This window comes from Thioalkalivibrio sp. ALMg11 (genome assembly GCF_000377905.1).
In the GTDB taxonomy this organism is placed as follows: Bacteria; Pseudomonadota; Gammaproteobacteria; order Ectothiorhodospirales; family Ectothiorhodospiraceae; genus Thioalkalivibrio.
The window spans coordinates 201,343-227,505 of record NZ_KB898873.1 but is presented as its reverse complement, the minus strand read 5'-3'; the positions used below and the strand labels follow the sequence as shown (position 1 = coordinate 227,505).

Sequence of the window (26,163 nt, the reverse complement as noted above, 5' to 3'; positions counted from 1 at the left end):
CGCGCCGCGATCGCGGCCCGAATGGAAGACCCGAGTACGTGAACCTGCCTGCCCTCAGCCCCGAATGGCTGGAATCCGCCGAGACCGCGCCGACCCTCGTGCCGGTCGTAGCCGACTCCTCTTTGTCCGAATGTTGCGAGCCCGACGGCTGGTTGGATGCGCTGGCGAACGAGCATCTGTTCGTCTGGTCCGATTTTCTGCCGCCGGAGACCGTCGACGCCCTGCGAGACGAGGTCTATGCGCTGCGTGATGCGGCGCAACTGGCGCAGGCGCGTATCGGCCGTGCGGGCGAGCGCCATCGTGACCGGGCGACCCGTGGCGACTGGATTCACTGGCTGGATGGCGCGAGTCCTGCGCAGCAGGCATTCATGGCGCGCCTCGACGAGATTCGCTTGCAGGCGAGCCGGGCGCTGATACCGGGCTTGTTCGAGACGGAGTCCCACTTCGCCCTGTACCCGCCTGGCACGCACTACGCCCGGCACGTGGACGCCTTCCAGGCCGGCAACTGCCGCCGCCTGTCGCTGGTGTTCTACCTGAACCGCCACTGGCGCGAACGCGACGGTGGCCAGCTCGCGATCTACGACAACGAAGGGCGCGAGATCCACCGCATCCAGCCGCGCGCGGGAACACTGGTGCTGTTCCTCAGCCAGACCGTACCCCATGCGGTCCTGCCCACCCGTCGCTGGCGCGCCAGCATCGCCTCCTGGATGCGCATCCGCGACCTCTCCGGCCCCCTCGCCAGCCTCAACCGCTTCTGACAATTCGGTTTGCGCGCGCGCATCACGCCGATATCGACCCTCATGCTGTTCGGTTCATGTGACGTGCTTCCGGTTTCCGACCCTTTCCGCTGCGCTTGCGGCTTTGTGCCTCATTGGGCCTGGCAAACTGCCTGGGCTCGTAATGGATGTTCCTGGCTAGAGGGAGGCCGTGATGCACAAGATTGGCAATTTGACTCGTTTGGTGGGTTTGGGGATCGCGACTGCAGGGCTCGTCGCCTGTGGTGGTGGCGGTGGTAGCGGCGGCGAGGATAGTGGTGGCACCGGGCAGATGAGCCTCGCCGTGACGGATGCCCCGGTCGATTCGGCCAGCCGGGTCGTGGTCCGCTTCACCCATATCGAGCTACAGCCCTCCGACGGCGAACGCATTCGCATCGATCTGGGTGAGGACGAATCCGTTCGCGAGATCGATTTGCTCGCGTTACAAGGCGAAGACTCTGAATTCCTGTTCGAGGACGAAGAAGTCCCGGCAGGCGATTACGAATGGATCCGGTTTTATCTGGAGCCAGAAGAGGGTGTCAGTGCGCCTCCGCTCTCCAATTTCGCCACCAGCTCGTTTATCGAGTTCGTGGATGGCTACAGCGAGAACCTGATCATTCCGGGTGGACTGCAAGCAGGCTTGCAGCTATCCAGCGGTTTCAGCATTGCGGAGGGCGAAGAGGCCTCGTTCACCGTGGACTTTGATCTGCGCAAGGCGATCCGCGAAGACACGCGCTTTGAGGGGTACCATCGCATGCGGCGTTCGCTGCGTTTGGTGGATAACCGTGAAGCGGGCGCCATTACTGGAACGGTGGATCCTGGGCTCATCCCCGCGGATTTCACTTGCGAAGAGCGCGAACCGGGGCTGCACGCCTGTCCGGGCGCGGCGGTTTATGTGTTCGAGGGCCTCGACCGTGAGCCGCGGGATCTCCGCGATGATGATGACGATGCGGTGACCACGGCCAATGTGCATTACCGCCATGTCGAGGCGACCGGTGACTGGGAGTATCGCTACACCGCAGGATTCCTGGAGGCGGGCGATTACACGGTGGCCCTGACCTTCGAGGCGGGCCAGGACGATCCGGAAGAGGCCACTCCGATCGAGTTTGTTGATCAGGTGAACGCCGAAGTCGAGGCCGGCGAGACCACGGAAGTGAATTTCCCGGATAGCTAGTATCGACCGTTCGCTTGGGCCACCGTTTCGGGGCCACTCCCTGCCAGAAGGGGAAAGGAAAAGGGGCGCCGGGTTCTCACCCGGCGCCCCTTGCTGTTTCTGGAGGTGAATCGTTTTCCGCGTCTTGGTGCGCGGCCCGATTGTCGCGTTCACCCAAGGCATTGGGCAGCGGGGCTACAGGGGGAAACCACCGTCTGTGAACGGCCGCCAGGCGATTCCGAAGTCGAGGCCGGTACGGTCGCGATCCACTCGGAAGGTCTCGCGGGCTCCATGTTGGGGCCAGGCTCCGCAGGCCTCGGCGCCGGCACAAATCCGGTCATTGCCCGCGATGTTGGTGCCGGCGACCACGCGATAATCCCCGGCGGGCACCCCTTCGAAGCGATAGCGGTAGGTCCCGTACTCGGGTTCCAGGGCCGTTTGCGCCACGACGCGATCATCGCGGTCGAGCAGTAGTACGTAGACCCGTCCCACGGTATCGCGTTGCGGGTCGCGCTCGGCGACCCGGATGCCGACCGGAATGTCGCGCTGATCGCCGTTGTCGGCGGTGATGCGCAAGCGAGACTCGTAGTCGCCCGGGCTCAGCGCATCGCGCTGTCCGTAGGAGCGATAAAGCCCCAGGCCGTCTTCGGTGACGTCGTATGGTTCCACGGTCAGCCATGTCGCGGGCGTGGCGATGTCTTCAATCTGCAAGCTGCCATCGCCCCCGTTGCGCAGCCGCAGATCCAGGCTCGTTCCGGTAAAGCCGAAATTCAGGACTTGTGGGGTGACCGAGATCCGGGGCGCCAGCTCTCCCGTGTCGGTCCGCTCCGCGAACGCCTGGACCGCCTGATACGCGTCGATCTCGCCCCATCCGGTTTCCGGGTCCCAACCGGTGGGTCCCAGGTCCTTGGTGAGCGCGCCCGATTCGAGCAGCTCCAGCAGCAATCCCGGGGAGAGCTCCGGATTCACCGCGCGGCCCAGCGCAAGGACGCCGGAAACGACCGCTGTGGACATTGAAGTGCCCTGAAGGAATGCGTAGTCCGATGCAAGGGTTTCGCCCGTGTCATTGACCCAGGTGCTCAGGATGCCGTCTTCGGAGTGAATCATGACGCCCCCGGGCGCCACCAGGTCCAGACGGGGGCCGTAGTTGCTGTACCAGGCGCGATCGGCGTTGCGGTCCGTGGCGCCCGCTGCAAGTACGGATTCGTAGGCCGCGGGGTAACCGACCGTGCTGGTTCCATCGTTGCCCGAGGACGCGACCACCAGGATTCCGAGCTCGCGTACCTCCTGCAAGAGTTCATCGGCCTCCGCGCTGTAGCCACCACCCCCGAGGCTGAGGTTGATGATGTCGGCTCTCGGGCTGGGCTTGGTGCCGGAGTCGTTCGGCAGACCGGCTGCATAGCGGATCCCCTGTAGCGTGTCGTTCAGGGTTCCGGTGCCGTTCAGGGTCCAGACGGGGAGGATGTCCACTCCCCAGGAGACGCCGGCGACACCAAGACTGTTGTCGGTTGCCGCCCCGATGATTCCGGTGACGTGCGTGCCATGCCAGGAGCGCTCTTCATCGCAGGTGCTGTCTTCCGGGTCGCAGACAAACCGCTGGGTCGGGAAGAGTCGGTCCTCGTCCAGGTCTTCGTGCTCGCGGTAGACGCCGGTATCGACGACGGCCACCACGACCTCCTCGTCCGGCGCCTCGCCGGTGGTGATATCCCAGGCCTGCGGCAGGTTGATGGCCTCGTGGAACCACTGCAGGTGCCAGTCCGGGTCGTTCGGCGTCAGCATTGGGGTCATGTGGTAGTTGGGCGACGCCGAGACGATATCCGGTTGCCCCCGCAGCGCCTTGATTACGCGCAGGGTTTCATAGCGCGCGGCTTGTTCCGGGGTGCGCCAGGCCACTGCGGGCGAAATCGAGGGCGTATGCAGGCCCAGCGAGCTGATGACTGCCTCCGCATGACCTCCGGGGATCCGCCAGAGCTGCTCGCGCCCCGGTGCCCCGGAGACCCTCTGCAGGCCCATGTCGGCCGGGCTTTTTCCCAGTGCAAACGGGCGAATCTCGTCCGCGCTGCGCACAATGATCTCGTCCGGTACAAAGTCATCCGCGAGGCGCAGGCTTGCCGCATGCGCGGGGTCCAGCATCTGCGAGGAGTCGAGACGCAAGTGGTACGCGGACTGGCCCGAATAGGCCGATACCCGGACATAGTATCGGCCGGCTTCGGGTGCGACGACGCGCTCGAAACCGTCGATGCCAATAGAGGCATCCACCACCATCCCGGTGTCATCGATCAGATACAGGTCGAGATCGGCCCGTGCTGGATCCGGAAACTCCAGCAAGGCCTGGTCGCCGGCGTTGAACTCGGCCACGAATACGTCATCCGGGTCTCCAGCCGACCCGAAGCGGCTGTCGGTCAGGGGGCTGGCCACAAACCCGCCGATGATGGCGGGCACGCGTACCTCCTGCGCATTGGTAAGGTCGTTGTTTCTGAAGACCTGGCTTTGCGGGTCGTTCGTATCGGAGTCGACATGATGCAAGGCCTGCACCTCGAGGCTCCCGGACACGACAAAGCCCCCACTGGACGATCCGCCGCCCCCGCACCCGACCGCCAGAAGCGCCGAAGACAATGCCAGCGCGATCCATGCGGAGGCCCGGCGCATTGCGCGCGCTTGATCATGGTGAAGTAACGCGCCATTTGATGGGCCGAATGCCTGCTCCACTCGAAGGTTCCTCCGGATTACCAGAAAGTCTGGGGGAAGCGGCGATTTCGATTAACGAGCCGTCTTTCATCTCCCGCCGGCCGCCGACGGGATCAGTAACTCGCCGCTCTCGATTAAGAATCGCAGATCCGGGCGGTTCGGGCTGTCAACCCTCGTCCAATTTGGTCTTTTAGTGTCGGTCGGGAATGGCGTTCCGTATGGGAGCCGGCAGTTCGCTCGCACGGCTGGCGATTGAATCGCTGGTTCTTTAGACTCGGGTAAGCCCGCACAGGGTTTATGGAAAAAAATAAAAGGGAGAAGGGAAGTATGTGGAATCTGAAATCAGCAGAGGGATCTGTATGGCAGCTCGGCCTCGCGGCCGTGACCATCGCCTTGGTAACAGGCTGCGGCGGAGGGTCCTCCGGTGGTGGCGGGGGAGCCGGCGATGACCAGGAACAAGCGTCTGTAGAAGGCATCTGGCGTGGCACCTTCACCGAGGAAGGCATTGGGATGTTCGATGCCCAAGGGCTTTTCTACGATGGCCGGGTGTTTGCAATCAGCGAGGATGCGGGGGTCATCTACGATGGCGAGTACTCGGTGACGGGTGACCGGGTGGAGGCCGAGGTCCGTGCTTACCAAATCAATGGGTGGTACTTCGCGGATGCTGCGCTGGAAGGCACGGTGACGACGTCAGACTCCATGAGTCTGGAATTTGAAACCTCACTGGACACCAAGGGTTCGGTCTCTCTCGAATATGACACCCAATACGATCAGCCTTCGGATACGGATATGATCGAAGGGATGTGGCACTACGACGAACCAGGATACGAAGCGATAGTTGAGATCGACGCTTCGGGCGTCTTCTATGCCTACGACGGTGTGGGGTGTGTTTATTCCGGGGAGGCGCTATCTCTAAATCCAGACAAGAATCTCTACTCGGTCGATATGACGGTTGAGCTGTGTGGCGATCTGGATGGTGACTACACTGGCTTTGCGGCCTTGCTGGAGGAGCCGGGTATGGGCGAGATTCTGCAGATCGTGGTTTCCAACCAGGATGCCATTGTCTTCCGGCCGTTGCAGCCAGTGCCGTGATATTGGCCAACCCTGGGGCTTGGCATCGCGTGTTCAGATGAACCGCTTTGGCAGCCTTTCCACAAAGGCCCGAATCCAGATGGATCCGGGCCTTTTTTGTAGGATCGGATGGAAAGCGGTGTACCGGAAACCCGCTATCGGTCACGGATAACCCCCCGTACGGACGTCCTTGGGGGACCACATTTGGCCGAGCCTTCCGAGGGGTGGGCGACTCGTCTGCCGTAGTGAGGCGCGGGAAAGCTCCGCTTAGTTGCGGGGGCGGTTACGGTCGTTTGGGATAATCCGGCGGACCCTGTCGGCGGTCAGGGCGTGTCGCTAGGCCGGTTAGTTGCCGGCATCGTCTTCATCGGCGTCTCGTGCCTCCAGTCTCTCGGCGGCGGTTTGTGCGGCCGTGGTACCCGGGTAGTAGTCGCGCACGTATTCGAGTCGGGCGCGGGCCTCGTCTGTGTGTCCCGCCGCGGCGGATTGGTCGGCGATCTCCAGTTCGATGGTGGCAAGGTTCTCGCGCATACGGGCCAGGCGTGGGGCAATGGACTCCGCGTACTCCGACATGGGGTAGTCGTTGAGAAAAGCGGCAAGCTGGAGGAAGACCTGGCGGCCCTGCTCGCTGCGTTGTTTCGGTGGCGCGGACGAGGCCCTGTTCCACGTTCCCAGATGTGCCAGGGCACCGAGATACGCGGCGTAGTCGATATCCGGATGGCTCGGATTTTCCTGGCGGATGGTATCGGTGAGGTTGCGGGTGCGTGCGAATTCGCCGCGCTGCAGGCATACCCGGGCGACCGACAGGCGGACGTCGACCGAGGCGGGCGCATCGGCCGCATCCAGCGCACTGTAGGCCGCGCGGCAGTCCCCGCGTTCCAGGGCATAGCGGATATCCTCTGGCGGGGGCTCGGACCCGTTTGGCGGGGTGGTGGCGCAACCCGCCAGAATCAGCCCGAACAGTGCGCCGGCCGTCAGCGCGGCTGCCGGGGAGGCAGGCCGGAACCAGCGGGGGGTTATCGGGTTTTGTTCGGGGGTCACGGGGCTGATCCTGCGATCCATAGATACCTTCCCTGATCGTCACGGCGGAGATTGTTTTCGAGTAGGCGCTGGATGTTGGCATCGGCGTGGGCGCGCGGATCCAGCAAGACCCGCGCATCTATGCCCGGAGGATCCGTGCGCAGGTCCAGGCGAATGGTGCCGGTGATTCCCAGCTCGGCATCCGGGGAGGCATCCAGGTCGATTCCCAAACGCTTGTCCTCTTCGCGAAGGGTGGCGCGTTGCTCGCCCAGGGGCAAGGGACGGGGGAGTCCCGCGGCCGCTTCCTGCCAGTTGACCCGCCCCGAGGCGTGCTCCACCGTTCCGTCCCGATGGATCCGGAGGTGCAGGTCGCTGGTCTGCAGCCGGCCGTCGAGCACGAGCGGGATGCCCGTGTCCCACTGATGCAGCGCAGCAGCGGGCAGGGAGCCTTCAAGCCCGGAGAGCTGTACGCTGCCGAGTCCGAGCCGCAGGCCTCCACGGAGTTCGCCGCCGCCGGGCGGGGCCCAGTGGATGTCGGCGCCCAGCGCGGCGCGAAGAAACTCGCCGGGCCGCACATCCCAGTCCAGGCGGCCCATCGGTCCCACCGGTGATTGGAGCCCCTCGACGCTACCCTGCCAGATGGACCCGTGCACCTGTTCCCAGGTGATCGTGTCCGGCAGCCCGCCCCACCGCTCGGCAGCCGCCAGCGCGACGGAGGCGGGCGCGCGTATTATCAACGCAAGCAGCAGGACGAGAATAAAAACGGCCCCCAGCGCGAACCATGCACGGCGATCCGGGCGGCGTTCGTCGACGTGGTTGTCGGCGGCAATGGTCACGCTACGGCTCGCGGGTCAGGAAGAGTTCGGCATTGATGCGCCCCGGCTCGACGGCACGTTCCAGCAAGATTCGACCGGGGACGACGCCGTCTTCGCGTTCCAGTTCGCCGAGCCAGCGCATCAGGTCGCTGTAGGGCGCCCCTTCGAGGTGTACGGTCACGCCGGCCTCGCCAGGTCGCGCGCGTGCCAGGTATTCGCCCAGACCGAAGGCCCGCGCGGAGGCATCCACGTGGGCGATCAGCGAGCGGCCTTCAAGGCGCGGTTGTCGATTGTCCTGTGTCGGTTCGCGGCTGCGGGCGGTCGCGACCTCGGGGGCATTGGCCTGCATCCAGGCCAGCTCCGCGCGCGCCTCGGCGAGTCGGTCGCGGGACTGTTCGCGGCTTTCCAGCAGGGGCTCGACAACGCCCAGGAACACGACCGCGATCAGCAGGACCAAACCGCCTGCCAGCAGGAGCCGTTGCTCGCGCGTCCGCAAGTCGTCCCAGTAGGCCTTCATGGTTGCTTCTCGATGGTCATGCGTGCCCGGACACCCTGCTCGCCGGTTTCGGCCGAGACGATCCGGACACGTGCGTTCATGGCTTCGCGCAGGCCCTCGCGCAACTGTTCCAGTTCCGCGATTCCGCTGCCCTCCAGCTCGAGCTCGAGGCGATCGTGATCGCCCCGCAGGCGCTGTAGGGTGAGGTCGCGCGCGGCGAGGCCCTCCATGATGCGGGCAAGGGCTTCACCGAGCGGGCTGTGTACGGTCGCAGTGGTGCCCGATTCGCCCTGTCCCAGCACGCTTTCGAACTGGGCCACGGGGTCGACCATGCGGGCCTGCGGTAGGGTTTCCTCGAACAGGGCCGCGATGTCCTGTTCGGTCGCCCGGTATTCCCGCTCGAGTTGCCCGGCCTCCAGCCACACGGACCCAAGCCAGATTACGGCCAGAACGAGTGCCAGCGCCGCCGGTACACGCCAAGGGGCGGGAAGTGCCCCGAACGCGGTCGGGCTTTCGGCGGGCGATGCGAAGTCGAAGGCCAGGGCAGACCGTACGGCGCGCTGCAGCTCGGCCGGTGGCAGTTCTCCTGATTGCACCCCGACCAGCAGGAGCTCGAGGACGTCGCCGGACCATCCGGGTGGCGGCTGGAGGGGTGCGCGCGGGTCGGGTTCGGCGGCCGGGTCCACCACATGAACAGCGTTCTGGGGAGGCTGCGCTTCGTCGGTGCGGGCGTCATCGGGGGGCGTGGTCAAGGCGGCGCGCTGCTGCAACCACCAGCTGGCAACTTCCTGGGGCATCGCGAGCGGTTCGGCCTCGGGCGAAAGCACGATGCTGCGTTGTGTTCCCGAGAGCAGGAAGACCTGACCGCCCAGGTCTTGGCTTCGCAGCAGCGCAAGGTCCGGGATCATGTGCGACACGCGGATGCCGTGCTCGTGAAGCCAGTCTTCCCAGCACTCCAGGTCTCGCTGAGCGACCACGCCGGCCAGGGTCTCGCTACCGTGGCGAGGGCCGGCAACGATCCTGAGCTGTTCCAGATCTTCGCTGAGGCGATCCTCCAGGGCGAAGGGAAGCGCTCGGCGACGCACGCGGCCTGACTTCCCGGGCACGAACACCCGATGAAGAGGCGCGCGTTCCCCGGGGAGTAGTGCAACCGCATGGTCGTCCGCCGCGAGCAAGGTGCGCAGCTCGTCCGGCGCCGCCTCCCCCTGATCCGCGAGCGCTCCGTTTCTGCGCAGCCGCAGCCAGCGCAGCCGAAGCGGCGTGTCCGCGCCGAGCATTTCGGGTTCTGGCAGCTGGAAGAGGAACCAGTTCATGCCGAGTCCGGTGAGTGAAGAGCGTCTGCAAGCATCCGGTTTCTTGTTCAGGGTTCGCAGGGGGCGTGTTCGCGAAGAATGGTACGCCCGTTGGGGCCATCGAGGATCGCGCAGTGAAAATAATCCCGTCCGGCGATGCGGACAACCAGTTGCAGGCGGTAATAGCGAATGTCGCGGCTCTGTTCGGTCGCATGACCCAGCGCTGCGGTTTGGACGGGGTCCGGGGCGCGTTCCATGTCGATGGCATTGTCCGTGCCCGGCCGGGCCACGACCCAGGGTGCCAGTGTCCGCCAGAGGTCCGGGTCGAACCCGTGTACCTGGAGCAATTCCGATGCGAAGCGCATCGGGCGGTTGCCGCTGAGCCGGTGCGGTTCCAGGCCGCGGTATACCGGATCGTCCGTCTCCGGGTTCATCCAGTCGTGCACGGCGACCGCCAGGCGTTGGGCGTTGCCCGATTGTCCGTCGGTTGCCGCGAGGGCCTGTTCGATCAGGCCAGCGAAGGCCTCAAGGGGCGGGTCATCGGCACGCCCGAGACTGTTGATGTTGAAACGGCAGTGAAGATTCTCCAGGCGGGCGCGGACGCCGACACCCTCTAACTCCAGTGGCAATGTGGGCGACGTGCAGCCATCCCACGGCAGGTCGTCGTAGTTTCGCAGCCTTTCCAGCATGTGGAGGGCGACGGTTTCGGCCCCCTGCGTCAGGTGTTGCGCCCGATCCTGGTCCTGGATGGTGGCTGCGCGGAACACTTGCTGATTGTCACGCATGGTCATGGTGACCGCCGTCACGCTGGCGATCGCGACCACCAGCAGGGCCGTGATCAGCGCGGCCCCCGAATGCCGGCCCCTCACTGGACCCCCGGCAGGGCGATGCGGCGCTCGATGGGCCCGAGCCCCGGAACGATCAGGCTCACGATCACCTGCGCCGGACGGCGTTCGCCGCCATCCAGCGGCGGCCAGCTGTCCGTGATGTCCTGGGTGTCGCCATCGACAAAGTCGAACCGGATTTCCAGTTCATCTCCCGCGTCCTGCGCCATCTGGCCGTTCGCCGTGGACGCTCTCCCGGCGTGTGCGTCCCGATCCAGAAACAGGCGCACCTGTTCGGATTCCGGCAGGGCACCGTCCAGCACCGGCCAGGTGACCCGTTCCAGCCCCCGGTCACTGACCCTCCAGGCGACCCGCGCCAGGCGGCCGTGTTCCCCGTTTCCCGCCCGTACCAGTTCCAGTTGCCGCGGGTCCGTGACCGGGCTGTAACGCAGGGCGGGGAGGCGATCGCCGTAGCCGTCGCGGGGGTGGAGCTCGATGCTGTGGCGCAGGTCGCGTTCCAGCACGGCCAGTGTGACCTGAAGCTCCGCCAGGCGCTGGCTCTGGGCTTGCGTGGCATGGTCCGCCATCAGCACTGCCCGCAGTCCGCCGATCGCCAGCACGCCCACGGTGGCGAACACGGCCACGGCCACGAGCAGCTCCAGCAGGGTAAAGCCGCGCGCGGCGCCCGATGCACATGACCGACGTGCCGGCACGTCAGGGCAATGCATAGCTGGTTGCCTGGGCGAGGGGATGGTCGGGGTCGCCATCGAGCGGCCACACCCGGACCTCGATGCGGCGCACCGCCGGGAGCTCGAGCGGGGCGTCGATCACCGTGTCGGTGATCTCGATGCGGGCCTCCCATTCGCGGTCCGCGAGTGTGGACTGAATGCGCTCGGTGCCAACGTCGACTCGCCGCAACCCGGCCTCGTAGTCGGCGAGCAGGTTGCTGGCCACCCATCCGGCCAACGTGCGTTCCTGCAGGTAGGCAGTATTGCGCGCGTGTTCGCTGCCTGCCTTGATGAGGGCCCCAAGGGCGACGCCCAGCACCACCAGGGCAATCAGAACCTCGAGTAACGTGAATCCGCGTCGTGCGCCGCGTGCCAACATGGCTAGTTGGGGTGTCCCGGGCGGGCCATCAACAGGTGGCGGGGCTCGCCGCCAACCGGTGGTGGGTGCTCGAAGGCCTGAATGGGTTGGCCCCGTTCGACCCGCAACATGAGACCGCTTTGCCCGCCAGGGTGTTCCAGAACCAATTCAAAGGGTTCGATGTGTCCGCTGCTGCTAATGGCAATGCGGTTGTGTTCCGGCCCTTCGCGGAGGCTGCTTCGCCGGCCGTCCACATAAAGCCGTGGCTGCAGCCCGTGTTGCCGAAAGTCCCGCGGACCCAGCGGCCCCCTCTCGATCGGTGTCCAGGTGACCTGGGCATCGTCGATCCACTGGCGCTCCAGGATGACCAGCCCCTGCGTGCCAATACCGATGGACAGCGCCTGGCCGGTCAAGAGGGTGTGTTCCCGGGCGAGTTCGATCTGGCCCGCCAGCTGGCGGGCGGTCTGTTCGAGGCTCCGGCTGCCCAGCTGGCTCATGGACAGCACGCCGATGCTGGCGACCACACCGATCACGAACATCACGACCAGTAGTTCGATCAGGGTAAAGCCGGTGGGGCGTGCGCGGCGGGTCGCCATTGGCGTCCTCAGAATTCGTCCATGTTCCAGTTGCCGATCTCGCCCTCGATGCCCTCCCCACCGCGGCGCCCGTTGGCGCCGTAGCTGAAGACGTCGAAGTCGCCATGTCGCCCGGGGTGCAGGTACTGATACGGGTTGCCCCAGGGGTCGCTCGGCAGGCGGTCCATGTAGCCGCCCTGGCGGTACTGGGGGGGTTCCGGCCCGCTGCGCGGGCGTTCCACCAGCGCATCCAGTCCCTGGTCGGTGGTCGGATACCGGGAAGTATCCAGACGGTAGAGATTCAGGGCGGTTTCCAGGATGCGGATATCCTGCTTGACCTTGGTGATCCGGGCGTCGTCCGGGCGGTCCATCACGCGAGGGACCACGATCGCCGCGAGGATGCCGAGGATGACCACCACCACCATGATCTCGATCAGGGTGAAGCCTCGGGCACCGCGGAATCCGGTACGCGCAAGGCAGGCAGAGCGGGGTTCTTGCATGGTCAATTCACCAGCTGGTTGAGTTCGAAGATCGGGAGCAGGATGGCGAGGACGATGGTCAGGACGATGCCGCCCATGGTCAGGATCAGCAAGGGTTCGAACAGGCCCATGCTGATACTGATGCGGGATTCGACCTCCTGTTCCTGGGTCTCGGCGGCCCGTTCCAGCATCTCGGTGAGCCGCCCGCTGGACTCGCCGCTACGGATCAAGTGTACGGTGATCGGTGGGAAGTATCCCGTCTCCTCCAGGGCCTGACCAATGCTGCGGCCCTCGCGGATTCGCAGCGAGGCATCCTCCACTGCGGCGCGCATGGGGCGGCTGTCGATGACCTCGGCGCCGGTTCGCAGCGCATCCAGGAGCGACACCCCGCTGGCGGACAGGATGCTGAGGGTACGTGCAAACCGGGCCGTGTTGAGCCCCCGGACCAGGCGACCCACAAGCGGGAGGCGCAGTACCAGCCGGTCGAAGCGCATGCGCGGCCCGGGTTTGCGCAGCCAGCGGGCCAGCAGCGCCACGAGCACGCCCAGGGCGATCAGCGCGTATAGACCATAGGTTCGCAAGAGGTCACTGGTGCTGATCAGCATGCGGGTCAGTGTGGGCAACTGCTGGTCCAGGCCCTCGAAGACCTGGACCACTTCGGGTACCACATAGACGACCAGGCCCACGGTCACGCCCAGGGCCACCAGGGTCAGGATGATCGGATAGATCAGGGCGAGCATGACCTTCTGCCGCAACGCGTGGCGATTCTCGAGGTATTCGGCCAGGCGCTCCAGTACCAGGTGCAGATGCCCGGAGGCCTCGCCGGCCGCGACGGTGCTGCGGTAAATCTCGGGGAACGCGCGCGGAAATGCGCCCAGTGCCTGGGCCAGCGAGTGCCCCTCCATGACCCGGGTGCGCACGGCACTCAAGATGTTGCGCACCTTCTGCTTTTCGGACTGCCGGGCGACGGTCGCCAGCCATTCCTCCACCGGCAGGCCGGCGCGCGCAAGCGTGGCCATCTGGCGTGTCGCAAGCGCCAGGTCGAGCGCGCTGATGCCGCCGGTGCCGCGTCCCGAGTGGGTCCGGGTGCCCCGGGTGGCGGCCGAGGATTCGCCGATTTCGAGCAGATCCAGTGGGGTCAGGCCTTCGCTGCGCAACTGGGACCGGACGCTGCGGGCTGTGTCCCCCTCGGTCACGCCCTTGCGCGTTCGGCCGGCTGCGTCCAGCGCCTGGTATTCGAAGGCGGGCATGGCCCTAGCCCGCCTCGGTGACGCGCAGCATTTCCTCGAGGCTGGTCGTGCCGTCGAGAACCCGTCGGCAGGCATCGGCGCGGAGACTCACACTGTTCTCGCGTGCGGCGCGGACCATGGCCTGTTCACTGGCATTGTCATGAATGAGTGTGCGCAGGCGTTCGTTCACCTCCACCAGCTCATAGATGCCGGTCCGGCCCCGATAGCCGAGTTCGTTGCAGCTCGGGCAGCCGCGTGCATGGTAGAGGGTGGGAGGTTCCGTGGAGGCTACGCCCAGCAGTTCGCATTCCCGTGGCGATGCCGGGTGCGGTTCGCGGCAGTCCTTGCAAAGGACCCGTACCAGCCGCTGGGCGAGAATCCCGTTCAGGGTCGAGGACAGCAGGAAGGGCTCCACGCCCATGTCGCGCAGGCGCGTGATGGCCCCGATCGCGGAGTTGGTATGCAGGGTGGAAAACACCAGGTGACCGGTCAGGCTCGCCTGAACCGCGATCTGGACGGTGTCGACATCGCGGATCTCGCCGACCATCACCACATCCGGGTCCTGACGCAGGATCGCCCGCAGCCCGCGGGCAAAGGTCATGTCGATACGGCTGTTGATCTGGGTCTGCCCGATCCCGTCGAGGTAGTACTCGATCGGGTCCTCGACGGTCAGGATATTGCGGCTGCGGTCATTGAGCCGGGTCAGCGCTGCGTACAGCGTCGTCGTCTTGCCCGATCCGGTCGGGCCGGTGACCAGCACGATACCGTGCGGTCGCGTGACAATCTGCTCCAGGGTGTCACGGGTATCCGGATCCATGCCCAGGTGGGTGAGGTCAAGGCGACCGGCCTGCTTGTCCAGCAGTCGCATCACCACGCGTTCTCCGTGGCCCGAGGGCAGGGTGGAGACGCGCACGTCCACCGCGCGGCCGGCGACCCTGAGGGAGATGCGTCCGTCCTGTGGCAGTCGCTTCTCCGCGATGTCCAGCCGTGCCATCACCTTGATGCGCGAGACGATGAGCGATGCAAGCCCCGCGGGCGGGGTCAGAATCTCGCGCAAGACGCCGTCCACGCGCAGCCGGACGGCCAGGCGACTCTCGAAGGGCTCGATGTGGATGTCCGACGCGTTTTCCCGTACCGCCTCCGTCAGCAGCGCATTGATGAGCCGGATAATCGGGGCATCGTCTTCGGCCTCCAGGAGGTCCTGCGGCTCGGCGAGGGATTCCGCCACGCTCGACAGGTCGAGGTTGCCATCCAGCTCCTCCATCGATTGCATGGCCCGCGAGCTGGAGGATTCGTAGCGCTCGCGCAGCCGCTGCTCGAAGGTCTTGTCATCGACGGTTTCCAGGTTCAGCGGCTCGGGGCTGCGTCGGCGAAGTTCCAGGAGCCCTTGCGGATCGGCGTCGTGGCGCAGAAAGATCTGGCGTTGGCCCGCGACCAGATCGCCGGGCACGGCGCCGACCCGGCGGGCGAAGGTGTAGCTCACGGCGAACGTACCGGCTACCGGTGCCCCGGGCGCGTTCGGGTCGTCCGGCACGGGTTCCCGGGTCGCCCCCGCGTTCATGGCCTGGGTACCCTCGGCCATTCAGTCGCGCTTGCCATGGACATCTTCGAAGCTCGGCGGGAGCTGGGTCAGGCGCTCCCATTCCGGCAGGACCGGGCTTCTGCGCTGCTGGGTGCGCGCCTGCTCGCGCAGTTGCTCGCCGCGGATAAAGCTGTACTTCTCGCTGGTCAACTCGGCGCCGCGGGCGCTGTCCCGGACGATGCGCGGGTGCAGGAACACCATCAGGTTCCGTTTCTCGGTCTGGTTGCGGTCCGCCCGGAAGAGTCGTCCAACCCCGGGGATGCTGCCCAGCCCGGGGACGCGCGCCTCGCTGTCCGTTTGCTGTTCTTGAATCAGCCCGCCGAGCACCAGCATGTCGCCGTCATCGATCAGGACGTGCGTCTTCAGTGTCCGGGTATTGGTAATGAGATCGGCCGCGCCGGAAGTACCCGGCGCCAACTGCGAGACCTCTTGCTCGATCTCCAGGCGCACGGCATTGCCCTGGTTGATCTGAGGCCGCACGCGAAGCTTCACCCCGACATCCTCGCGACGGATCGTGTCGAAGGCCTGGCCCGAATCCTCGATCGAGCGCCCGACGATGAACGGCACATTCTGGCCCACCACGATCTCGGCTTCCTCGTTGTCCAGCGTAAGGAGGCTGGGGGTGGACAGGATGTTGCTGGAGGTGTCGCGTTGCAGCATGTTGATCAGGGCGGCGATCCGCGTGCTTCCGGTCGACCCCACGCCGCCGGCCGTCAGGCCGTCCCCGATGTCAGGGGGGGATGACACGGCTCCGTCAAGGAACCCTTCCACGCCCGCAGCGAGTTCGAGGATCCCGCGTGACCCGGGGCCGGAAAAGTTGAGGACCCCGGCGCCACTGCTTCCGATGGCGCCCCACTGTACGCCGAGATCCCGCACGCGATCCGACGAGACCTCCGCGATGACGGCCTCGACCAGGACTTGCGCTCGCCGGATATCGAGCCGCTCCACGATAATGTCGAAGTCGCGGATGAACTCGGAGGGCCCGTAGGTCACCACGGCGTTGGTGGACTCGTGTGCCTCGATATGGATCCCGCTTCCGCTCCGTGCGTCGGGGTCGATATCCGGGCTTTTTTCGGCGATGTTGCGCAGCAGTTCGGCCACCTCCTCGGCCCGCGCATACTTCAGGTAGTGCACGCGCGCGTTCCCTTCTTCCATCTCCCGGTCAAGCTGGGCAATGAGCCCGCGCAGGCGCAAGCGAGATTCCTCGCGCCCGGAGAGAACGATGGCATTGCTGCGGCGATCCGCCAGGACCTGGGGTGTGGCCAGCTCTCCCGTGCCCTCCCGGGCCAGAACCTGCAATTGCTCGGCGAGTTCCCCGGCGCGGGCATGCCGGAGTTCAATGACCTCGAAGTCGTCCGCGAATGGCCGGTCCATGCGCTCGACGAGGGCGCGGATGCGATGCACGTTGCTGCGCGTATCCGAAATCAGCAGGGTGTTGGGCTCGGTGGCCGCTGCAAGGTGTCCCCCTTGCGGGATCAGCGGACGAAGGACGGGAACGAGCTGGGCGGCAGAAACATGTCGCAACGCCATCACGTGGGTGACGATACTTCCGCCACGCACATCGGCGTCCGGTTCTGTCTCGATATCGAGGATCGTGGGGGCATCCTGCTTGGCCTGGGCGTCGGGCACGATGCGCGTGGACGATTCGCCCGCAATGGCCGCGAATCCGTGGATTTTGAGGATGTCGTGGAACAGGTCCATCAGCTCGTCCCGGGGCACGGGGCGGCTGGAAACAACCGTGATGTTGCCGCGTACCCGTGGGTCCACGATGAAGTTGGTCCCGGTTTCCTCCGACACAAGGTCGATCAGGTTGCTGATGTTGGTGTCGCGAAGATTGAGTGTCAGCTCGTCCGCCGCGACGGACCCCGCTGCGCAGACCAGGGACAGTGCGAGGGCGAAAAGGCGGAGTCGGAGGCTCATTCGGTTAACTCGATGGTCAGCGGAAGGGTCTGCCCGTCACGTTCTATGGTGATGTTCACCCGGTCGGTGTTGCCGAGTCCAGAGAGGATTTGCTCGGGGTCTTCAATGTCACGGATCTGCTGCCCCTGGACCGAGGTGATGATGTCGCCTTCCTGAAGGCCGGCGCGTTCGAATTCGCGCTGGTTGCGCGTTGGGGTGACCCGAATCCCCAGCAGTGCGCCATCCCGCAGTACGGGCTGGGCACGCAGCGAATTCATGGCGCGCTGCGGGTCGTCGAGCCAGCGGGATCGGCTGATGTTGGCCGTGATCGGCGTCGGGGAGGCGGCGACCTGCGATGACCGCTGATCGTTATCGGAGCGGCTGCCATCGACTCGCAGTTCGTCGCCCCGCGGGAGCCGTAGTGTCTCCAGTCGACCTTCGCGCTCCAGGATGACCCGGTCCGCGTGTACCTGGTGCAGCGTCGCCAGGTGGTTCCCGATGGTGTCGCCCACATGATAGAGCTCGACATTGGCCCTCCCTGCGGAAATGATCGCGCTGCCGTTGCCCTGTCCGGTCGCCAGGATGCCGAGCAGCTCCAGACTCAGGCGGGTCTCCGGCGCGTTCTCGATGGCCTGTTGGCCCGCTTGCCGGGGGCTGCCGAAGGGAGTGAATTCGGCGCTTCGGGTAAAGCCGGACCGGGCAGAGGTATCGGCTCCGGGAGACGGGGCGGGGCGACTGGCGGTTGCCCGTTCCGCGTGGACCGTGGTGCCCGACGGGTACGTGTACCCCGGAACGGCGATCGACCAGACCAGACCCGCGATCAGCCATGCCGTGACCGCCAGCAGCCCGGCACTGAGTATCCAGGGCAGGGGCAATGGCACAAGTCGGGGCGAAGATGGCATCGTCAACGGCGTTCGCGGTTTATTCGGTTGGCTGGCCCCGGCGGTTCTCGCTAGGTCGAGTCGGATCGCGTCTTGAAAGAGGGCCTGGGGGAACACGGTTTAATGTACCCGTTCGCGTGGATGCCCCTGATTCCCCGATCCTGCATTGTTCAGCATGCCGCTTTCGCCAAGTGGGGTCGAGTCCCGGGCCATGCGGCTCCCGGTTTTCCGGAGACGCCCCGCGCCCGTGCGCGGAGGCGAACGCCCTGGAGGAGGCGCGAAGGTATCGTGTCTCGCGGCTCCCAAGCCGATTGCTCCTGGTGGAGCCGCCGGTGTTGGTGCGGCCGCTACCGGGGCTGCCATCGGATTCGGGAACAGGGGCTGCGCCCGGTCTGGAAGCGGGCGTTCGTCGTGACGACGATGGGATGAGGCCGCGCCAGCCAGTGAAGGGGAGCCACCTGGACCGGCGGCTCCATCCACTGCGTCCGAACGCGGCCTGGTTGACGGACATCACCGACGACATCGACGGCTTCCGCAACAAGCGCCGTCCCCGCACCGAAAATGGCTTTCGGGCGAATGCCGGAATTACGGTCCCGAACAAGCCTGGATGGTCTTGGTCCCTGTCGCGTCCTCGACACCCGCGTACGCTACGGTGACCTCAAGTTTGGTTCCTTCTTTATCTGAGAGGTTGTCGAACTCGATTACATATTGATACTCAAAGAGTAACAGGGCCACTTGCAGAAAGGCCTGTTGGAGGTTGGCGTCACTCGCCGGCTGGTAGAATAGGCCGCCCGTGCCGTCCGCGAGCCTTTGTAGTTCATTTTTCTGAGCTTCCTGAAGGAATTCGCCGAACCCGATGGTGAAAACAGGGATATCCTCTTCTACCGCCTGACCGATAGTGTCGTGCAGCGCGGCCTCCGTGTCCTCAACAACAGTATCTTCGCCGTCGGTCAAGGCGATGACGGCCTTCCTGTCGTTGTTGCTGCCGGGAATGTCGAACCGTGCGATGGCTTCCTCGGTTGCGCCGTAGAACGCGGTGTCTCTGCCGAGGTCGGGCGGATTCTTGATCGCGGCCTCCAGGTCGCCCTTTACGGACGTGAAACCGTCGGTCGTCATGGGCTGGACGTCGTCGGCGTACTTGATGATGTCCGCCTCATCCTTGTCCTGCATCGCGACCACCAGCGATGTCGCGCCCGCCTCCATGTTGTCTACAGCGTCGGGGAAGTCGGTGATACTGCCGCTATAGTCCATCGTGATGCTGAGAGAGAGGTCGGTGTAGTTTCGGCTGATCGGTTGCACGTCATAACTACCGGGGGCGAACCCTGCAAGAGTGAAATCGCCAGCGACCAAGTTCGGAATGGGGAAGTCGGCCTGGTCGGTGACGGACACAAAGGCCTTGGGGGGGAAGGCGCACGCGTTGACCTGGTTGACGTTGACGTGGATCGACTTGATTGGTTCGTAGGTGCCCTCCAGAGTGCCCCCGACCGTGGGGGTGTTGGGGTCATCGCTCTCCGCGATCAATAGGGCCTCGAACTCGCCGATACGCGCGGGTTTGAATTCGGCCACAACGGTACAGCTGCCGCCGCCCGGGAGGTCAAACGGCGGCGCTCCGCAGGGGGCGTTGCCGCCCGAGTCGTCCAGAACAAACTGGCCTGGGTCGCGCCCAAACAGACTCATACTTGAGATGCTTTGGGACGTCGTTCCCTCGTTGCGGATGATGAATTGCCGAGGGAGCACGTGATTCTCGTTGCCTTCCGTAATGGTCCCGAAATTGAAACGGTCGGGCACCACCGTGATCCCGGCCGAAGGCGTGGTGCCACCGCCGCCGCCACCGCAGCCACTTAGGCCGATTGACGCAGCCAGCAGGGCTGGAACCAGGAGTCGGGATTTTCCGAATTCAAATGTCATGGTTTCGTTCCCCATCGATGAGTAAGGTGGCTGAGTCGGGGCCCTGCATGGGTGTGCGGGTGCCGAGAAAGATCAGGCGGCATGCCTGGTCGTCCGCTGGGGACCTGATTAGGGGAGGGAAGGTGGTGGAAGATCGAGGGCTGGGTCTGTTCGGTGTCGAACACAAGCCAGTCCTGGTCCCGCCAAGTCCCTGGGAAAGGGTCCCCTCGTCTATCGTTTTGGGGGTTAGGACGCTGGGTTTCATGAGTGTCCCGTCGGTGGTTCGCTTCGCCTATTTTTCATCGGGCGCGGGTGCAGGAGGCGAGCCCTCCGGGCGACCCGGCCGTGCGAGAACCCCTAACCGTCCGGAGGGCTCTCCTTCTGCTGGAGTATAGGGCGGCGTTTCGGCCGTCCAAGGCTTCCCGTTATCGCGGAGTTATGGGCAATGATCGTGAACGCCGGACGCTGCCGCTCTCGGCCTTCCTGTTCGAGCTGCGGGCCCGGCGAATCGAGTGTCTCCTGGTGCGCCGTCGCCTTCTGTTGTCCACCGCACAGAAGGGTCTGGGCAGGATGTGGATAGTTTCAGCCGTAGGGGAATGGCGTCGTAGCGAGATTGAACGGCGGCTTCGCGCCCGTGCCACAGGCCGGGTTCACCACCATGAACATCGCCGCACGACGAGCCGTTCCCACCTATCGCCGCAGGCGCGACTTTGAACGCACCGCGGAGCCGACGGCGATGACCTCAGGCGGTCTTCCCCGGGGCGGCGCAATGGGATCCATGAGCACGCGGCTTCCATCGAAAATCCAATCCGACAGGAGGTGTTTCATGGCAGACAAGTCGAAAATGCAGGGTGAAGGCGACCGAGAATCCGCGAAGCGTTACAATGAAGACACGCAGGATTTCGTTGAGTCGGGCAAGGTTGACGACGCGGCCAAAAAAGCGGGAGAAGGCGACAAGGACGAAATGGAGCGCGCCGAGAAGGCCGGTAAGGATCGCGCGAAGGATGAGGATCCAGCAGTCGATCGGAACCATTCGAAACCGACTAAGTAAGTAACGAACCCGACGGTCCGGGAAGGTGGGCCGAGCCCGTTTGCGCCTCCCCGGCCAATCGCGTCGTTCGCCTTGGGGAAACGCGCCTCTATCGAGCCGGCGTAGATACCGTCTGGCTCTATGAGGTGCAAGGCATGTCATTAAGCCGAGCACAACCGGGGTCAGACCTTGCGTTTTGCTTCTGCCGACGGCGGCGTAGGCAAGAGGCAAGGTCCGCCCGCATTACCGCATCCACCAAAGTGGATAGCTACTCGGCTGGTGGGGCCGCCGTGGAAATCTCAAAGGGGGTCTCGTAGTCTCCCCGGCTCGTCCATTCCGCTCTGGAGACATCGTGGCCAACATCCTGAACCCGTACGCCGACGAGCAGCCCGAGTCGAAGCATATCGTGCTACGTGCACGCAGTGGCCAGGCGGTCTCCGCCGATTTCACCCTGCAGGATCGGCGCGGGCGTGAAAGCGCTGCGGAATACCTGTTTCATCTCTATTCCACCATCAAGCAGAAGCTGGGCGAACCAGTCCTGGATACTGCTGCACCATCGCCGGACGACCAGGCCGCCATGCAGCGACTGATCCTGTACTCGGCCGGCGCCCACGACACCATGTTCGGCACCTTTAATGCCTCCAGTGCCTCCTCGGAGATGCCGGAGGAGGAACGAAACGAGTTCGTGGAGATCTTCCTGCTGGCCAGCGCCACGGTCATCGAGGGACAGCGGATCACCGTCGACCTCCAGCGAGGCCTCATTACCGCCGAGGCGCCCTGAGCGCAACGTCCCGCGCGGGGTCGCCGCCGCAGGGGGCGGATTGCCCCGTGCAGGTGGACATGGATGCATGCCGGCCCGTCTCGGGGGCGGCCTTGTGCCGTAAATCTCGGATGGGAGTGGTGGGCCCTGTTGGGTGGAAGGCCGGCCGCGTAGCGGCGCGAAGCCTGGCTTCGCGAGGCCGGAACGGCGTGCGCCGGGAGGCGCGCGACTGGAATAGTCCGACCCGCCCAGCAGGAGCGAAGCGAATGGTGGGCCCGGTCGGACTCGAACCGACGACCAAGGGATTATGAGTCTCTACCGCTTTTCCTTTTGATTCAGTGTCTTACGCCATAAATCCGTCCAATATCGGTTTTAGAAAAGACCCCTTTTGTCAGGAACTTGCAGGTTCTCCGGACTTGATATTGGACGGATTTTCCCCTGCTCTCAACTGCTTCCGTGTGGTGCTTAGGGCCTGCGGGATAGGCCGCTCAGGTACACCGTTTCCAGCAGAATCCCGATGATACAGGGGGGAGGGGTTACCCCTGCTCAACTCGGCGTCGTTCCTGGATACTGATGGAAAAACGATCCTGGGTTCGACTGCGATAGCGCTTCCCTCCGGTTGGGAGTGAGTGGCGGTATCGGTGGCTCATTGCGCGTGAGCCACCCCCCCCTGTTTGCGCTATTCCCAGCCCAGACCGGAGCGTGGATGCAAACACCGAAACGCGGCCGGGATAAAGGCAAATACCTCCGTGAAAATGCACAGGCGCGAGTGCAATGTAATGGTGTAGTGCTATAATGGGACTGCTGATAAATGCAGCCACCATTGACGGAGAACGAACGCATGAAACGACGCATTCACAAGATCGAGTATTCGATCCCCAGCGCTACCGCCCCCGGCGAGCGCGAGCACAAGACCGCCTATGTCGATGCCTACTCGGCCCCTCGGGCGCGCACCACCCTGTTCAACGAGCTATTCCGCATCGAGTCGCAGTCCACGGCCAAGGCCGACGAGCTGAGCGAAGCGATCCGCTCGATGAGCCAGGGCCTCCCCGGTATCTCCGTGTTCTACGAGCCGGAGGATGCCAGCGCTGAGGCTCAGGAGGAGTCAGCCGAGGGCGAGGGGAGCGAACGAGAGGGCGCTGAGGAGCCGAATCGGTCCAGCGCCAGCGCAACCCCGGCCGCTGAGACTCGAACGCCGGAGAGCGCCCCTGTGGCGGCGACTGAGCAGCCGAGCAGCCATGAGTCAGGCCCGGCGGCGGTTACGCCCCCAGCCGCCCCAGCTTTAGCGCCCGCGTCCGGGGCGGTCCCCTTCTAGGGGGGGGGGGGGGCTGCATGAGCGCGATCGCAACAGCCACGGAGCGGTGGCGCCGAGTGGATGCCACCGCTGCCTACTTCATGGAGCTGGCCCACTGGACCCACTGGGTTTCGTGCTGGGCAAAGGCGCATGAACGGGTGGGTAACCGAGAGGGCCGGACGCGGTGTTACGACCTCAAGCACTCCGCGATGGAGTGCCTGGCCGCAGCCCCGCACGTCCGAGTCTCCTGGGTGCCATCCTTTCAGCAGCTCGACATCGGCCGAGGACGGCTGGAGGGCAAAATCGCCCTTCCCGAGCTGTGTGACCGGCACGAGAGAGAGTGGATCGGGGCTGGATACTTCGAGCGTGACCAGTACATCGAGTCGCACTGGAGCCTGTTACGATCCTGCCCGGTTTGCGGCCCCAGGCTCATCGAGCACGAGACGAAGGCGGGGCTCTACCATCTGGACCTTCTCGCGAATCGCCCGGAGCTGATGAGGGGGGTGGAGTTGCCGGGAGTCGATTTCGACTTTCATGTTCCTTATCGGATCGGGGTGGCGTTTCTGCCCGCTCCTGATGAGCTTCCGGCGGCACGGCACCGCGCGCTTAACTCCGACTTCCAGTTCGGGCGGGCCTTGACCCGATCCGAGGCCAACGACCACCCCGAGGGCACGGTAACCAGCCGGATACGCGCCCTTTTGTCCGTGCGCGGCGGCCATATCCGCCGGGCATCCACCGCCAACGCATAGCGGAAGGCACTCACAACAAGAAAGGAATGACATGAAACAAGCTCTTGGCGTTATCGAATACCTTTTCCTCGCCGCCCTGGTCGCCAACGGAGCGCTGCTGGTCTTCATTGGAGTGCTTTCAGGGCTCCCCTTGACCTTCAGCTCGATCCAAGCCAACGACTTCATTCTCCAGGTCAAGCAGACCCAGATTCAGGCCATCATCGGTCTCCAGATCGGTCTCGCCTCGGGCTGGCTGGCTGTCCGCCGCGTACACCAGGACCTTTCCGGACAGGCGTAAACCCTCTCTGCCGGGCGATCCACCCTGGGTCGCCCGCTTCAGTCGCCCTCCTGGGCGCAAGCCCTACCTCTTTGCCCCTCCCCATAAAAAAACCCACCCAAAGCAAAGCTAAGGGTGGGTGTAGTGAGCCCGGAATATCAGAGATACCCGGAAATCAAAGGCCAGCGGCAGACATGCGCTGTTCGGTCAGAGACACGCTCTGATCCACACTATCAGCCACGGAAGCGGCAGTGATATTCACGATACCAACCGAAACGGCGGTGACGAGCGCGAAGGCAATGGCGTACTTCATTGGACTTCTCCTAGCGTGCAGGGCCGGAATGGCCTGCTTCACTAGGTATTGAGGGCGAAAAAAAACCCACCCAAGGCAGAGCCGAGGGTGGGCAGAGAGGTGTTCGACCAAAGATCGAATCCTCGTGTCGGTCAGAATCCGATTCCAAGGAAAGACCACCCAAAGGCAACCACAAGCACGACGATTACGGTCAGCCGGAAGGGATTGCCTAGCTCAGCCTTCGCCTCAAGAAAGGCACCGGGAGCTTCAGTGTGTCCACAATCGGGGCACTCACAGAACTCACCAGCGTCACGCGAACGATGGATGGGCATGGATTCGGAGGATCGGCAATTCGGGCAGCAGGCGCCCTCAAGATGCTTCGACATAGGAATAGCTCCTTTCATCGGGCAGCGCCGGGATGGCGTGCTTCTGCTGGTGAGTTGGGAGGCACGGAAAACCCACCCACAGAAGGAACCGTAAGGGCTCTACCGCCGGGGGATTGAGTCCCCACGGATATAGGCCACCTCGTCCCGAATTGCGGATCGAGCGACCTCTGCGGCACGTTTCAGCCCGCCCTGGATGCCCGAGCGGCGAGACTTCTGCCCACGCACCGTCAGGTAGACATTCCAGCCGGAGCGGGTGTAGCTCCCACCGGGATTGCTGGCGATGCGGACCTCAAAAGCAATCCCACACAGCGTCCCGGTGTAGGAGCCCGCTCGCACCAGGGGTACGTCCTTGTGCAGCTTGCTCCGATTCCAGCGGATGCGGCTGGTATATGCGTTGCACTCGGTCGTTTCTTCGGGGGTCTTCATGTCGATCTCCTTCTGTGTGCGAATCCGGAATGGATCGCTTCACGAAGGGATTGCGGGCACAAAAAAACCCGCCGCTGGCAAAGCCAGGGCGGGCGTGGTCAGTGGGCCGCTTGCGGACCCTTCTTTACGGTGACGCGCCAGGAGCCCTTTTTCGGGGAACCCCGGAAACGCTCCAGACTACCGAGCTGTTCCTGCTGCTCCTCGGTCATAAGACCAAGCGCCGCCTCGAACGCCTTTTTGTAGTCCAGAGAGCCATTGGAGCCACCCGAGAGCGACACAGACAGGCGTTCTCCATCCAGCTTGCGGTGACCATCGGGCACCAGGGAGATCAGTGCCTCCTTCTCATCAGCGACTCGCTCATTCGCGAGCTGCTGCTGCTCCAGGGCCTCCAGGTAGCGTTGCTCATGTTCGGCCCAGTGGGGGCCGCCGGGGGGTGTATCCCCGGAGAGCGAGCGCCAGAAGGCTTCCACCGATTCCAGCATGGACTCGATGAACGCCTCGTCTCGGGGAACCTCGACGAGCGCGGTTTCCTGCGAGTGCCCCGGCCGATACGACCAGTAGTGGTTCACCTTCGCAGACGGAACATTCACGAGCTGATGCTGGAGCTGCGGGTAATACTTCTCGGGGACGATCCCCTCGCAAGCCTTCTCGTGGTCCTCAAGGCCGGGCACCTTGATCTCCGCGATGATCTCGCCCCAGAAATCCAGCCCGTCAAGGCTGGCTCCCAGCCACGGAACGTCCGTCCGCTCCACGCACACAGGCGCGGCCATGTTGGCCGTGTACTCGTTGTAGAGCTGCAACGCGAGCGGTTCGAGAAGTCGGCCGCGCGCCATCGCCGGGTTATCCGGCTGCTCGGCCATGAGGCCCTTCTTTCGCATCCAGAGCTGATACGGAGAGGTGTACGGAGACACCCCCAGGATCGCGGCGGCTTCCGACGCCGTGATCCGGCTTCGGCGCCACTCGAACCACTCCGGAGAGCGCTGCTCCAGGTGGAGGTAACGGGTGAGGTTGGACATACCTTCTCCTTCGTCATGCAAGGCCGGAATGGCCTGCTTCACGAAGGAGTTGCGGTGACGGAAGAACCCACCCAGGCGCCGCATCCGGGCGTTCTTCTTGTGAGTGTTACTGTGACTGTCACCGTCACATTGCTTGTAACTGTGACAGTCACAGTGACAGTCGCAAGGCGAAAAAAAGCCACCCAAGTCAATGACAAGGGTGGCGTAGGTCAGCTTGGTGGA

26 protein-coding genes are annotated in these 26,163 nt (G+C 64.5%); 8 read left to right on the top strand and 18 right to left on the bottom strand.

What is annotated here, in order from left to right; translation table 11 throughout:
• The first annotated feature begins 38 nt into the window (after window positions 1-38).
• Together D578_RS0106315 and D578_RS0106310 are read left to right on the top strand one after the other, a co-directional pair.
• Window positions 39-758 (top strand): 2OG-Fe(II) oxygenase, encoded by a 720-nt coding sequence (locus D578_RS0106315; RefSeq protein WP_018949126.1) that lies wholly within the window; start codon window positions 39-41, stop codon window positions 756-758.
• Window positions 759-930: 172 nt separating this feature from the next.
• Window positions 931-1,929, top strand: a complete 999-nt coding sequence (locus D578_RS0106310) for a DUF4382 domain-containing protein (protein ID WP_018949125.1) — start codon at window positions 931-933, stop codon at window positions 1,927-1,929.
• 174 nt (window positions 1,930-2,103) lie between these two features.
• Here D578_RS0106310 and D578_RS0106305 read toward each other — a convergent pair whose 3' ends face one another.
• Entirely contained in the window at window positions 2,104-4,443 is a 2,340-nt protein-coding gene (locus D578_RS0106305) for a S8 family serine peptidase (protein ID WP_018949124.1), read from the bottom strand.
• 480 nt (window positions 4,444-4,923) lie between these two features.
• On the opposite strand from D578_RS0106305, the gene D578_RS0106300 reads away from it, so the two are divergent.
• The gene (locus D578_RS0106300) at window positions 4,924-5,688 is read left to right on the top strand and encodes a hypothetical protein (RefSeq protein WP_018949123.1); all 765 of its coding nucleotides are present in this window, start codon (window positions 4,924-4,926) and stop codon (window positions 5,686-5,688) included.
• A 324-nt stretch (window positions 5,689-6,012) separates the two neighbouring features.
• On the opposite strand, the gene D578_RS0106295 is transcribed toward D578_RS0106300, so the two are convergent.
• The 14 genes from D578_RS0106295 to D578_RS0106230 all read right to left on the bottom strand — a co-directional run bounded on the left by D578_RS0106295 (window position 6,013) and on the right by D578_RS0106230 (window position 19,753).
• Window positions 6,013-6,708 carry an outer membrane protein assembly factor BamD gene (locus D578_RS0106295; protein WP_026289217.1) on the bottom strand — a complete coding sequence of 232 codons (696 nt, stop codon included), beginning with the start codon at window positions 6,706-6,708 and terminating at the stop codon, window positions 6,013-6,015.
• The gene (gene gspN / locus D578_RS0106290) at window positions 6,705-7,523 is read right to left on the bottom strand and encodes a type II secretion system protein N (protein ID WP_018949121.1); all 819 of its coding nucleotides are present in this window, start codon (window positions 7,521-7,523) and stop codon (window positions 6,705-6,707) included. The genes D578_RS0106295 and gspN overlap by 4 nt, the downstream gene beginning before the upstream one ends.
• 1 nt (window position 7,524) lies before the next feature.
• Window positions 7,525-8,019, bottom strand: a complete 495-nt coding sequence (gspM, locus tag D578_RS0106285; protein WP_018949120.1) for a type II secretion system protein GspM — start codon at window positions 8,017-8,019, stop codon at window positions 7,525-7,527.
• Complete coding sequence (gene gspL, locus D578_RS0106280; RefSeq protein ID WP_018949119.1) at window positions 8,016-9,311, bottom strand: type II secretion system protein GspL; 1,296 nt, start codon at window positions 9,309-9,311, stop codon at window positions 8,016-8,018. The genes gspM and gspL overlap by 4 nt, the downstream gene beginning before the upstream one ends.
• Window positions 9,312-9,358: 47 nt before the next feature.
• Window positions 9,359-10,159 (bottom strand): general secretion pathway protein GspK, encoded by an 801-nt coding sequence (locus D578_RS0106275; protein WP_018949118.1) that lies wholly within the window; start codon window positions 10,157-10,159, stop codon window positions 9,359-9,361.
• On the bottom strand, window positions 10,156-10,842 hold the full coding sequence (gene gspJ, locus D578_RS0106270; RefSeq protein WP_026289216.1) for a type II secretion system minor pseudopilin GspJ: 687 nt from the start codon (window positions 10,840-10,842) through the stop codon (window positions 10,156-10,158). The genes D578_RS0106275 and gspJ overlap by 4 nt, the downstream gene beginning before the upstream one ends.
• On the bottom strand, window positions 10,829-11,221 hold the full coding sequence (gene gspI, locus D578_RS0106265) for a type II secretion system minor pseudopilin GspI (protein ID WP_018949116.1): 393 nt from the start codon (window positions 11,219-11,221) through the stop codon (window positions 10,829-10,831). Before gspI ends, gspJ begins: the two co-directional genes overlap by 14 nt.
• 2 nt (window positions 11,222-11,223) lie before the next feature.
• Window positions 11,224-11,796 (bottom strand): GspH/FimT family pseudopilin, encoded by a 573-nt coding sequence (locus D578_RS0106260; RefSeq protein ID WP_018949115.1) that lies wholly within the window; start codon window positions 11,794-11,796, stop codon window positions 11,224-11,226.
• Window positions 11,797-11,804: 8 nt separating this feature from the next.
• On the bottom strand, window positions 11,805-12,275 hold the full coding sequence (gene gspG, locus D578_RS0106255; protein ID WP_018949114.1) for a type II secretion system major pseudopilin GspG: 471 nt from the start codon (window positions 12,273-12,275) through the stop codon (window positions 11,805-11,807).
• Between the two features lie 2 nt (window positions 12,276-12,277).
• Window positions 12,278-13,504 carry a type II secretion system inner membrane protein GspF gene (gene gspF, locus D578_RS0106250; protein ID WP_018949113.1) on the bottom strand — a complete coding sequence of 409 codons (1,227 nt, stop codon included), beginning with the start codon at window positions 13,502-13,504 and terminating at the stop codon, window positions 12,278-12,280.
• Window positions 13,505-13,508: 4 nt separating this feature from the next.
• Window positions 13,509-15,065, bottom strand: coding sequence for a type II secretion system ATPase GspE (gene gspE / locus D578_RS0106245; RefSeq protein ID WP_018949112.1), 1,557 nt, complete (start codon window positions 15,063-15,065; stop codon window positions 13,509-13,511).
• Window positions 15,066-16,985: a type II secretion system secretin GspD gene (gene gspD / locus D578_RS0106240; protein WP_018949111.1), complete on the bottom strand. Its 1,920-nt coding sequence runs from the start codon at window positions 16,983-16,985 to the stop codon at window positions 15,066-15,068. It lies immediately after the preceding gene.
• On the bottom strand, window positions 16,982-17,845 hold the full coding sequence (gene gspC, locus D578_RS0106235) for a type II secretion system protein GspC (protein WP_026289215.1): 864 nt from the start codon (window positions 17,843-17,845) through the stop codon (window positions 16,982-16,984). Before gspC ends, gspD begins: the two co-directional genes overlap by 4 nt.
• Window positions 17,846-18,430: 585 nt before the next feature.
• Window positions 18,431-19,753 (bottom strand): VWA domain-containing protein, encoded by a 1,323-nt coding sequence (locus D578_RS0106230; protein ID WP_026289214.1) that lies wholly within the window; start codon window positions 19,751-19,753, stop codon window positions 18,431-18,433.
• 637 nt (window positions 19,754-20,390) lie between these two features.
• Between D578_RS0106230 and D578_RS16045 the strand changes: the two genes are divergently transcribed.
• The 5 genes from D578_RS16045 (at window position 20,391) to D578_RS0106205 (ending at window position 23,842) form a co-directional block, all read left to right on the top strand.
• Window positions 20,391-20,783, top strand: coding sequence for a hypothetical protein (locus tag D578_RS16045; protein WP_196800661.1), 393 nt, complete (start codon window positions 20,391-20,393; stop codon window positions 20,781-20,783).
• Between the two features lie 331 nt (window positions 20,784-21,114).
• Window positions 21,115-21,543 (top strand): hypothetical protein, encoded by a 429-nt coding sequence (locus D578_RS0106220; RefSeq protein WP_018949107.1) that lies wholly within the window; start codon window positions 21,115-21,117, stop codon window positions 21,541-21,543.
• Between the two features lie 820 nt (window positions 21,544-22,363).
• A complete protein-coding gene (locus tag D578_RS0106215) occupies window positions 22,364-22,837 on the top strand; it encodes a hypothetical protein (protein WP_018949106.1) in 474 nt (157 codons plus the stop codon).
• A 17-nt stretch (window positions 22,838-22,854) separates the two neighbouring features.
• Window positions 22,855-23,565 carry a hypothetical protein gene (locus D578_RS0106210; RefSeq protein ID WP_155996766.1) on the top strand — a complete coding sequence of 237 codons (711 nt, stop codon included), beginning with the start codon at window positions 22,855-22,857 and terminating at the stop codon, window positions 23,563-23,565.
• A gap of 31 nt (window positions 23,566-23,596) precedes the next feature.
• The gene (locus D578_RS0106205; protein WP_018949104.1) at window positions 23,597-23,842 is read left to right on the top strand and encodes a hypothetical protein; all 246 of its coding nucleotides are present in this window, start codon (window positions 23,597-23,599) and stop codon (window positions 23,840-23,842) included.
• Between the two features lie 154 nt (window positions 23,843-23,996).
• Here D578_RS0106205 and D578_RS16040 read toward each other — a convergent pair whose 3' ends face one another.
• The 3 genes from D578_RS16040 to D578_RS0106190 form a co-directional block, all read right to left on the bottom strand.
• Window positions 23,997-24,134: a hypothetical protein gene (locus D578_RS16040; protein WP_018949103.1), complete on the bottom strand. Its 138-nt coding sequence runs from the start codon at window positions 24,132-24,134 to the stop codon at window positions 23,997-23,999.
• Between the two features lie 464 nt (window positions 24,135-24,598).
• On the bottom strand, window positions 24,599-24,925 hold the full coding sequence (locus tag D578_RS0106195; RefSeq protein ID WP_018949101.1) for a hypothetical protein: 327 nt from the start codon (window positions 24,923-24,925) through the stop codon (window positions 24,599-24,601).
• Between the two features lie 98 nt (window positions 24,926-25,023).
• Window positions 25,024-25,941: a lambda-exonuclease family protein gene (locus tag D578_RS0106190; protein ID WP_018949100.1), complete on the bottom strand. Its 918-nt coding sequence runs from the start codon at window positions 25,939-25,941 to the stop codon at window positions 25,024-25,026.
• Window positions 25,942-26,163 lie beyond the last annotated feature (222 nt).